Origin of the sequence: Microbacterium esteraromaticum, assembly GCF_900163815.1 — a bacterium.
Taxonomy (GTDB): Bacteria; Actinomycetota; Actinomycetes; order Actinomycetales; family Microbacteriaceae; genus Microbacterium; species Microbacterium esteraromaticum_B.
The window spans coordinates 24273-34244 of sequence record NZ_FUKO01000013.1; the positions used below are offsets into that span (position 1 = coordinate 24273).

A 9972-nucleotide genomic window follows, 5' to 3' on the forward strand; every position below is an offset into this window, starting at 1 on the left:
TCATTCTCCCCGCTCCGGTGGACCGAGCCGCTCCCACCCATCAGTGATCACTCGACCATAGAGGACATCCGCGTCCAGGCGACGCAGCTCCTCGGCAAGACACTCCCGCAGGGTGCGCCGCGGCAGATGCAGCTCGTGGTCGGGCTGGCCCGGCTGCGTGAGCACCGCGACGGATGCTGAGGGGCGCTCGAGCAGGATGTCGCCACTGGCTCGGGTCAAGCGCACGGACTTGATGCCCTCCTGCCAGTGCTCCGGATCTTCATACGACCAGGTCACCGGCAGCTGCAGTGCCATCTGCAGCCAGGCGGCCAGCAGCGCTGTCGATGGTGACGCCGCCGCTCCTCGTACGTCGACGGCGGTGACTGCTTCGAACGGCGGCTGATCCAGCACCGCAGCGAGCTGCTCGCGCCAGTGCGTGAGGCGCGTCCATGCCAGGTCAGTATCGCCGGGGGCGTGCGTCTTGCCCAGCAGCGCGAGACGGTCGCGCACGTCGGGCGATGTCGCAGCATCCGTGATGCGGCGCTGCGCGATGCGCCCGAGGGGCGACTGCGAGGCATCCGTCGGAGCCTCATCCGGCCACCAGGCGACGACGGGAGCATCGGGCAGCAGCAGACCGGTCACGAGACTCTCTGCGCTGCTCGCGGCGGCGCCGTACGCACGGAGCACTACGACCTCGCTCGCGCCGGCATCGCCGCCGACACGGATCTGGCCGTCGAGTCGGGCGTCACCGTCACCGGTGGTGAGCACGATGACACGCATCGGATGCTCGCGGGACGCATCGTTGGCCGCGTCGATCGCCGCCTCTGCGACGCCGTTGCGCGCCGCGATGATGAGTGTGAGCACGCGCCCGAGAGCGACGGCGCCGCCCTCTTCGCGCACCTTGACCAGCTGCTTGGCGACCTGGCTGACCGTCGTGTCGGGAAGGTCGATGATCACGGGCGTCTCCAGACTCGTCCGTCGCGGGCCAGCAGGGCGTCGGCGGATGCCGGACCCCAGGAACCGGGTGCGTACTGCTCTGGCGGTGTGCCGAGAGCAGCCCAGTACTTCTCGATCGGGTCGAGGATCTTCCACGACAGCTCGACCTCTTCGTGCCGGGGGAACAGCGGCGGATCACCCAGCAGCACGTCCAGGATCAGGCGCTCATATGCCTCGGGGCTCGCTTCGGTGAAGGCATGCCCGTAGCCGAAGTCCATCGTGACATCGCGCACCTGCGAGCCGGCACCGGGAACCTTCGAGCCGAAACGGATCGTCACGCCCTCGTTCGGCTGCACGCGGATCACGAGCGCATTCTGCCCGAGCTCGGAGGTGCGGCCGAACATCTGCTGCGGCGCGCGCTTGAAGACCACGGCGATCTCCGTGACGCGTCGGCCGAGTCGCTTGCCGGTGCGCAGGTAGAACGGCACACCAGACCAGCGACGGTTCGCGATCTCGAGCTTGAGCGCAGCGTACGTCTCGGTGCTCGAGTGCGGATTCATGCCCTCCTCCTCGAGGAAGGCATTCACCTTCTCGCCGCCCTGCCACCCGCCGGCGTACTGCCCGCGAGCAGCGGCGTGCGCGAGGTCGTCGGGCAGCCGCACCGCCTCGAGAACCTTCTCCTTCTCGGAGCGCAGATGCTCGGCCGACTGGCTGATCGGCTCTTCCATGGCGGTGAGCGCGAGCAGCTGCAGCAGGTGGTTCTGGATGACGTCGCGGGCGGCGCCGATCCCGTCGTAGTAGCCGGCGCGGCCGCCGACCCCGATGTCTTCCGCCATCGTGATCTGCACGTGATCGATATGGTTGCGGTTCCAGATCGGCTCGTACAGCTCGTTCGCGAAGCGCAGCGCAAGAATGTTCTGCACCGTCTCCTTGCCGAGGTAGTGATCGATGCGGAAGATCGCGTCCGCGGGGAAGGCCACTTCGAGCGCGCGATTCAGTTCGCGAGCTGATTCCAGATCGTCGCCGAAGGGCTTCTCGATCACCACGCGTCGCCAGCGGGACTCATCGTCGCTGTTCTCGCCGACCAGACCTGAGTCGCGCAGCTGTCGCGCGACGAGCGGGAAGTCCTTCGGCGGGATGGAGAGGTAGTAGGCGTGGTTGCCCATCGTGCCGCGCTCGATGTCGAGCTTCTCGACCGTCGAGCGCAGCCGCTGGAACGACTCGGGGTCGTCGAACGTGCCCTGCACGAAGCGGATGCCCTGGAGCAGCTGCTGCCATGTCTCTTCGCGGAACTCGGTGCGGGCATGCTCTTTCACCGCCTCATAGACCACGTGGGCGAAGTCCTGATCCTCCCAGTCGCGGCGCGCGAAACCGACCAGCGCGAAGCCCGGTGGCAGCAGGCCGCGGTTGGCCAGGTCGTACACGGCAGGCATCAGCTTCTTGCGCGACAGGTCACCCGTCACGCCGAAGATCACCAGGGCGCTGGGCCCGGCGATGCGGTTCAGCCGCCGGTCAGCGGGGTCGCGGAGTGGATTGTGTCCGCGAGAGATGGGGGCAGTCATCGGTGGGGGATATCTCCAAGTCGTCGGAATGCGCTACTGGGCTGCTTCGAACAGCGCCAGCACGTCATCCACGGCATCCGTGATGGTCAACGATACGACGGGGCGACCATGGTCGCCGAGTACAGCCGCGTCTCCGGCCGCCTGCGCCTCGATCAGCTGACCGAACGTGAACGGGCTTCCGGGGATCTCGAGGTCCACATCGGTGCGCTCGAGGATCTGCAGATAGACGCCCTGTGCCGGACCGCCCTTGTGGTATTGACCGGTCGAGTGCAGGAACCGGGGTCCCCAGCCGAAGGTCGTCGGGCGACCTGAGTCTGCGGCCACCATCTCGCGCAGCCCTTGCAGCTGCGGCACATCGAGGCGGTTGGCGTAGGCCTGCACCGATACGTAGCCGTCTTCGCCCAGCCGTGCCCACAGCGCATCGAGCACGCCGGCGATGGTGCCGGACGAGGCCAGTGCGGGGTCGGAGACCCGCACCTCGATGCCATCCTGGGTGAACGCCGGAGCGCTCGGCTCGGGACGGGAGTCGAGGAGTCCGCGCGCGGCCGTCTTCGCGGATTCCACGTCCGGCTGATCGAAGGGGTTGATGCCGAGCAGGTACCCGGCGATCGCGGTGGCGTACTCCCACAGCAGCAACTGGGCGCCGAGCGTACCGCTGACGAGGATCTCGCCGACGTGACGCTCGGTGAGATGGAACTCGTTCGCATCGTCGACGAGTCGGACGATCTGCAGGTCGGCCGGCTGGGATTCCAGCTCGGGGGAGACCGGAAGCAGCACCACCGGAAGGATGCCGGTGCCGTCCTTGCCGGTCGATTCGGCGATCAGCTGCTCGATCCAGTCTGGAAGGCCCTCGATGTGGGTGCCGTCGCTGACCAGCCCGAGCTTGTCGCGACGCGGCGGGATGCCGGTGATCGCAGCCGCGAGACGCAGCGCGGGGTTATCGGCAGAATCCACCGCGAGCTCGAGCATCGAGGCCTCGGCTTCTGCAAGCAGCTCGGCGATGTCGACGCCGGCAAGGCCCGCGGGAACAAGGCCGAATGCAGTGAGCGCAGAATAGCGCCCGCCGACATTCGGATCTGCGTTGAAGACCCGGTACCCCGCAGCGCGTGCGGATGCATCCAGCGGTGAACCCGGGTCGGTGACGACCACGATGCGCTCGGCCGGATCGATGCCGAGATCGCTGAATGCCGCTTCGAAAGCACGGCGCTGCGAATCTGTCTCGATGGTCGAGCCCGACTTCGACGAGACGACGAGCACGGTGCGCTCGAGGCCCTCATCGATAGCGGCGAGCACCTGAGCGGGGGAGGTGGAATCCAGCACCGTGAGGCGTGCTCCGGCGGTGTTGGCGATCACCTCGGGTGCGAGCGAAGAGCCGCCCATCCCCGCCAGTACGATCCGGTCGAGATCCTTCGCGGCGAGCTGCTCGCGCAGCGCCACGATCTCATCGACCAGCGGCTGAGAGACGTCGACGGCTTCGACCCAGCCGAGGCGGATGGCAGCATCCGCTTCGGCTTCCGGGCCCCACAGCCCCGCGTCGCCCACGGTGACACGTGACGCGATAAGGCTCGCGACCAAGCCGGGAACGAGCTCGTCGACGGCAGCCTTGGCTGCCTGCGACACGTGCACCGAGATAGTCATCGCGCGGCTTCCAGCCCCTCGCCGACCTTCTTCAGAAGATCGTGCCAGGAGTCGATGAACTTCTCGACGCCCTCGTCTTCCAGTACCTGGGTGACGTCGTCGAAATCGACGCCCACGGACTTGAGGTCGGCGAAGACCTGGTGCGCTTCGGCGTAGCCGCCGGTGACGGTGTCACCCTTCACCACGCCATGGTCGAACGTCGCCTCCATCGTCTTCTCGGGCATGGTGTTGACCACCCCGGGAGCGACCAGCTCTGTGACGTAGAGCGTGTCGGAGAGGTTCGGATCCTTCGTGCCGGTCGATGCCCACAGCGGACGCTGCAGGTTGGCTCCGGCGTCGAGGAGGCCCTTCGCGCGGTCTCCGGCGAACGTCTTCTCGTACAACTCGTACGCCAGTCGCGCATTGGCCAGGCCGGCCTTGCTCTTCAGCGCCAGGGCCTCATCCGTGCCGATCGCGGCCAGACGCTTGTCGGTCTCGGTATCGACGCGCGAGACGAAGAACGAGGCGACCGACTGAATGGTCGACAAGTCGATGCCAGCCGCCTGTGCCTTCTCCAGACCGGTCAGGTACGCGTCGATGACCTCTGCGTAGCGCTCCAGGCTGAAGATCAGCGTGACGTTGACGCTGATGCCGGCCGCGATGGACTCGGTGATGGCAGCAAGCCCCGCCTTCGTCGCGGGGATCTTCACCAGCAGGTTCGGGCGATCGATCTTGTCCCACAGCTTCTTGGCCTGGGCGATGGTGCCCTCGGTGTCGTGCGCGAGGTCGGGGGACACCTCGATGGAGACGCGCCCATCGACGTGGTTCGTCGCCTCCCAGACGGGGCGGAACACGTCGAGCGCCGCTCCGACGTCCTGTGTCGTGGCCGCGAAGACGGCCTCTTCAGCGGTGGCACCGTCTGCGGCGAGTTCCTGCACCTGGGCGTCGTAGGACGTGTCGCTGTCATCGCTCATCGCATTGGCGAAGATCGTCGGGTTGGTAGTGACGCCGACGACGTTGCGGGTGTCGATGAGCTGCTGCAGGTTGCCTGACTCGATGCGCGTGCGGGAGAGGTCGTCCAGCCAGATGCTGACGCCGGCTGCCGAAAGCTGTGCGGTGGGGGTGCTCATGCGTTCTCCTTGAGTGTCTCGCGGGCCGCTTCGACAACGGCCTCGGCAGTGATGCCGAACTTCTGGAACAGGGTCTTGTAGTCGGCGGATGCGCCGAAGTGGTCGATACCGATCGAGCGACCGCGATCGCCGACGATGCCGCGCCAGGTGAGGACGGAACCGGCCTCGACCGAGACGCGTGCGGTGACGGATGCTGGCAACACCGACTCGCGGTAGGCGTCGTCCTGCTCGTCGAACCACTCCAGCGACGGAGCGGAGACGACGCGCGCGTTGATGCCGTCACCGGCGAGCGTGTCACGGGCTTCGACAGCGAGCTGCACCTCGGAGCCGGTCGCGATGAGGATCACATCGGGGGTGCCGTTCGACGCCTCGGCGAGCACGTACGCGCCCTTGGCCGTGCCGGCAGCCGATGCCAGCGTGTCGCCGGATGCCTCACCGTCGCCGCGCTCGAACACTGCGACGTTCTGACGGGTGAGCGCGATGCCTGCCGGGCCGCCGCGGCGACGCAGCATCTCGAGCCACGCGGCGGCGGTCTCATTGGCATCCGCCGGACGCACGATCGCGAGGTTCGGGATCGCGCGCAGCGAGGCGAGCTGCTCGATGGGCTGGTGGGTGGGGCCGTCTTCGCCGAGTGCCACGGAATCGTGGGTCCAGACGAAGATGCTCGGCACATCCATCAGCGCGGCCAACCGCACCGCGGGGCGCATGTAGTCGCTGAAGATCAGGAATGTGCCGCCGAATGCGCGGGTATGGCCGTGGAGCACGATTCCGTTGACGATCGCGCCCATGGCGTGCTCGCGGATGCCGAAATGCAGCACCCGACCGTAGCGGTCACCCGACCATTCGTGTGTCGACCACTCCGACGGGATGAACGACGGCGCACCCTTGATGGTGGTGAGGTTCGATTCGGCCAGGTCGGCAGAGCCTCCCCAGAGTTCGGGGAGCTTCGCGGCCAGAGCGTTGATGACCTGGCCGGAGGCGGCGCGGGTCGAGACGTCCTTGCCGGCTTCGAAGACGGGCAGCGCATCGGCGATGTCGTCGGGCAGCTCATGAGCTTCGAGACGGTCGAGCAGCGCCTTGCGCTCGGGGTTCGCCGCTGCCCACGCGTCGAAGGACTCCTGCCACGCGGCGCGGGTCTCCGCGGCGCGCTCAGCGAGACCGCGAGTTCGAGCGAGCACGTCATCAGCGACGACGAAGCTCTGCTCGGGATCGAAATCGAGCACCTTCTTGGTGGCGGCGAGCTCGTCAGCACCCAGCGCCGAGCCGTGGATCTTGCCGGAGTTCTGCTTGCCGGGCGAGGGCCAGCCGATGATGGTCTTCAGGATGATGAGCGAGGGCTTCGCCTGCTCGCCCTTCGCCGCCTCGATGGCGTCGTTCAGCTCGGCCACGTCTTCGACGTACTGCCCTGTCTTCTTCCAATCGACCGTCTGAACGTGCCAGCCGTAGGCCTCGTAGCGCGCCGCGACATCTTCGGTGAAGGCGACATTGGTGTCATCCTCGATCGAGATCTGGTTCGAGTCGTAGAACGCGATGAGGTTGCCGAGCTCCTGGTGACCTGCCAGCGACGACGCTTCGCTGGTGATGCCCTCCTGCAGGTCTCCGTCACCCGCGATCACGTACACGAAGTGGTCGAACGGGCTGGTGCCGGCAGCGGCATCCGGGTCGAACAAGCCGCGTTCGTAGCGTGCGGCGTAGGCGAAGCCCACCGCCGAGGCCAGACCCTGTCCCAGCGGCCCAGTGGTCATCTCCACACCCTTGGTGTGACCGTACTCGGGGTGCCCGGGGGTCTTGGATCCCCAGGTGCGCAGCGATTTCAGATCGTCGAGCTCCAGACCGAAGCCGCCGAGGTAGAGCTGCACGTACTGCGTGAGCGAGGAGTGTCCGACCGAGAGGATGAAGCGGTCGCGACCGAGCCAGTCGGTGTCGGTCGGGTCGTGGCGCATGACGCGCTGATAGAGCAGGTACGCCGCTGGAGCGAGACTCATCGCGGTGCCGGGGTGGCCGTTGCCCACCTTCTCGACGGCATCAGCCGCGAGGACTCGCGCGGTATCCACTGCGCGGCGGTCGATGTCGTCCCACTGAAGTTCTGTCACGGCCATACTCCTTCTGACGCTTACGGAGGCGGCCCGTCTGCTCCTGCGCGGTCCGCGTCGTCACGGAGAAGAGATGCACAGAGATCGGGCGCGCGAGTTGTTTTCAGCATACCCGTGGTGAATTGGCCCGCGGCGGCACATTTCCGCGCATTCCGCTCGAAGCGGGGAACGACAGTTCGACACGCCCGGTGGCCTAGACTGAAGAGAGTGTCCACATGCACGCAGAAGGAGGGGATCGCGATCTCGACGACATCGCAGACCATCGCGAATGAGCACTCGATCGGTCAGAAGATCCGCGGTTACATCGCCCTCACGAAACCGCGTGTCATGGAGCTGCTGCTCGTATCGACGGTCCCGGTCATGTTCCTGGCGGCGGGAGGGCTGCCGAACCTGTGGCTGGTCTTCGCCACCGTCTTCGGCGGTGCGATGAGCGCGGCATCCGCGGCATCCTTCAACATGTATCTCGATCGCGACATCGATGTGCACATGAAGCGCACGGTGAACCGTCCGCTGGTGACCGGCGAAGTGTCGCCCCGCGGGGCTCTCGTCTTCTCCTGGGTGCTCGCCGTCGTCTCCACCGTCTGGCTGCTGCTGACGACGAACTGGCTCACCGCGGCGCTCTCCGTCACCGCGATCTTCTTCTACGTCGTGATCTACACGATGATCCTCAAGCGCCGCACCGAGCAGAACATCATCTGGGGCGGCATCGCTGGCTGCTTCCCGGTGCTGATCGGCTGGAGCGCGGTCACCGGATCGCTCGATTGGCCCCCGTTCGTGCTGTTCGTGCTCATCTTCCTGTGGACGCCACCGCACTACTGGCCGCTGTCGATGAAGTACAGCTCTGACTACGACGACGTCGATGTGCCGATGCTCGGCGCCGTCCGCTCCGCGTCGCAGGTGGGCCTGCAGGTCATCCTCTACGCATGGGCGACGGTCGCGTGCTCGCTGCTGCTCGTTCCGGTCGCCGGGATGGGACTCGTCTACCTGGTCTCCGCGGCGGTTTTCGGCGGCTGGTTCATCTACGAGTCGCACCGGCTGTACAACCGGGCCGTGCACGGCGGCGAGGCCCGTCCGATGCGCGTGTTCCACGCGTCGATCACGTACCTCACGCTGATCTTCCTGTCGGTCGCCGTCGACCCGCTGCTGCCGTTCTGATCTGATCTGACCACTACGCTGTCTGTCAGTGGCTGACTGACAGGGGAAAGCGCGTGGGAAATTCGACGGAGAAAAAGGCGAAGCGGGCGCGCGGCGTGGTTGATACGCCGGCCGCCGTGGATTCGCTCAGCATCGAGCCGTATGTCGAGGGACTGAGCCGTTTCATCGCCGACTGTCAGACTCCCATGACGATTGCCGTGCAGGGTGACTGGGGCACAGGCAAGACCAACATGATGTTGCTGGCGGAGCGCGAGCTTGCGCCACACGGCCACTTTCGACTGTCCGATCCGCCGGAAGATGCCCCTGCGGTCAAAGCAACCACCCCGCATGGTGATCCGGCTTCGCCCATCTACACGATCCGCTTCAACACGTGGCAGTACTCGCAATTCGATATGGCCAGCAGGCTCATCCCCAGCCTGCTGGAGAATATCGGCGCCCACCTGCTGCTTGCCGACCCTGGGCGCGGCAAGGGTGACAAACGCGCGGCATTTCTTCGCTCTCTGGTCCCGGTCGCATCCACTGCGGGCCTCAGCATTCTGAAGGCCGGGCTCGGTGCGGTTGGCCTCGCTCCTCTGGGGGTGATCGTCAACGACGTGCACTCCGCGTACGACGTATCCCGCGCTGACCGCGCAGTTACGGCTGAGGACACCGCAGCTGTACTCATGCAGGTGAAGGGCAAGTTCGCTGAGGCCGTCGAAGAGCTCGTGACCCCCGACGAGGCGGACTCGAAGGCGTCGCCGGGTCGGGTGGTCGTCTTCATCGACGATCTTGACCGTCTGGAACCACGCAAGGCCGTGGAATTGATGGAGGCGTTGAAGCTCTTCCTCGATGTTGAGCACTGCGTCTTCATCCTTGCCATCGACTTCGCTGTCGTCGAGCAGGGTGTCGGCGCTAAGTACGGCGCAGCGATGGATCGTGTGAAGGCACGATCATTTTTCGACAAGATCATTCAAGTTCCGTTTCAGATGCCAACGGCGGCATACCAAATTAGCGGACTGCTCGACGAACTCATCAAGAGCACGGGGCTTGCGCTGAAACCAGAGGACACGAAAACTTTCCTCGAACTGATTCAACTCTCGGTCGGCAGTAACCCCCGGTCAATCAAGCGGTTGATAAACACCTTCATGCTGCTTCGTGACATCGCCGGTATCGCGGACCGCATCAAGAATGGAGAGGGTCGAATCGCTGAGGTTCGAAACAGTGAACTATTTGCGGTTCTTTGTCTGCAGACGGCCTATCCCGATGCCTATCTCGATATTTTGGAAAATGGTGGTGAGGATTCGGACCTTTTCAAGCACTATTTCTTAAACCTCGACTCGGAGGACGAAGCGCACCAAGAAGCACATCAGGCGGAGCAGGCCACAGTCGAGTGGGAGAAGAAGCTTGCTGAAGTAGGAATCGAGGCAACCGGCCATCGCTTCAGTCAGCTTGCCGCACGGATTGCTGGCTCTTCAGAGTTGAGGTGGGTCTGAGGGGGCTGGGCGCGGTGGCGGGGTGAGT

The 9972-nt window shown here is 65.6% G+C and carries 7 protein-coding genes; 2 read left to right on the forward strand and 5 right to left on the reverse strand.

All coding sequences use genetic code 11. The features are described 5' to 3' along the window. Genes FM104_RS04660 through tkt form a run of 5 tightly spaced genes read right to left on the reverse strand, consistent with a single transcriptional unit; the run spans position 1 to position 7323 of the window. On the reverse strand, positions 1 to 936 hold the full coding sequence (locus tag FM104_RS04660; protein ID WP_087130304.1) for a glucose-6-phosphate dehydrogenase assembly protein OpcA: 936 nt from the start codon (positions 934 to 936) through the stop codon (positions 1 to 3). Next, positions 933 to 2477: a glucose-6-phosphate dehydrogenase gene (gene zwf, locus FM104_RS04665; RefSeq protein WP_087130305.1), complete on the reverse strand. Its 1545-nt coding sequence runs from the start codon at positions 2475 to 2477 to the stop codon at positions 933 to 935. Before zwf ends, FM104_RS04660 begins: the two co-directional genes overlap by 4 nt. 33 nt (positions 2478 to 2510) lie before the next feature. Continuing rightward, complete coding sequence (locus FM104_RS04670; RefSeq protein ID WP_087130306.1) at positions 2511 to 4115, reverse strand: glucose-6-phosphate isomerase; 1605 nt, start codon at positions 4113 to 4115, stop codon at positions 2511 to 2513. Continuing rightward, a complete protein-coding gene (gene tal / locus FM104_RS04675) occupies positions 4112 to 5224 on the reverse strand; it encodes a transaldolase (protein ID WP_087130307.1) in 1113 nt (370 codons plus the stop codon). The genes FM104_RS04670 and tal overlap by 4 nt, the downstream gene beginning before the upstream one ends. Then, positions 5221 to 7323, reverse strand: coding sequence for a transketolase (tkt, locus tag FM104_RS04680; protein ID WP_373407832.1), 2103 nt, complete (start codon positions 7321 to 7323; stop codon positions 5221 to 5223). The genes tal and tkt overlap by 4 nt, the downstream gene beginning before the upstream one ends. A gap of 234 nt (positions 7324 to 7557) precedes the next feature. On the opposite strand from tkt, the gene FM104_RS04685 reads away from it, so the two are divergent. Beyond that, the gene (locus FM104_RS04685) at positions 7558 to 8472 is read left to right on the forward strand and encodes a heme o synthase (RefSeq protein ID WP_373407833.1); all 915 of its coding nucleotides are present in this window, start codon (positions 7558 to 7560) and stop codon (positions 8470 to 8472) included. Between the two features lie 53 nt (positions 8473 to 8525). Further along, positions 8526 to 9944 (forward strand): KAP family P-loop NTPase fold protein, encoded by a 1419-nt coding sequence (locus FM104_RS04690; RefSeq protein WP_179206670.1) that lies wholly within the window; start codon positions 8526 to 8528, stop codon positions 9942 to 9944. The last annotated feature ends 28 nt before the right edge of the window (positions 9945 to 9972 follow it).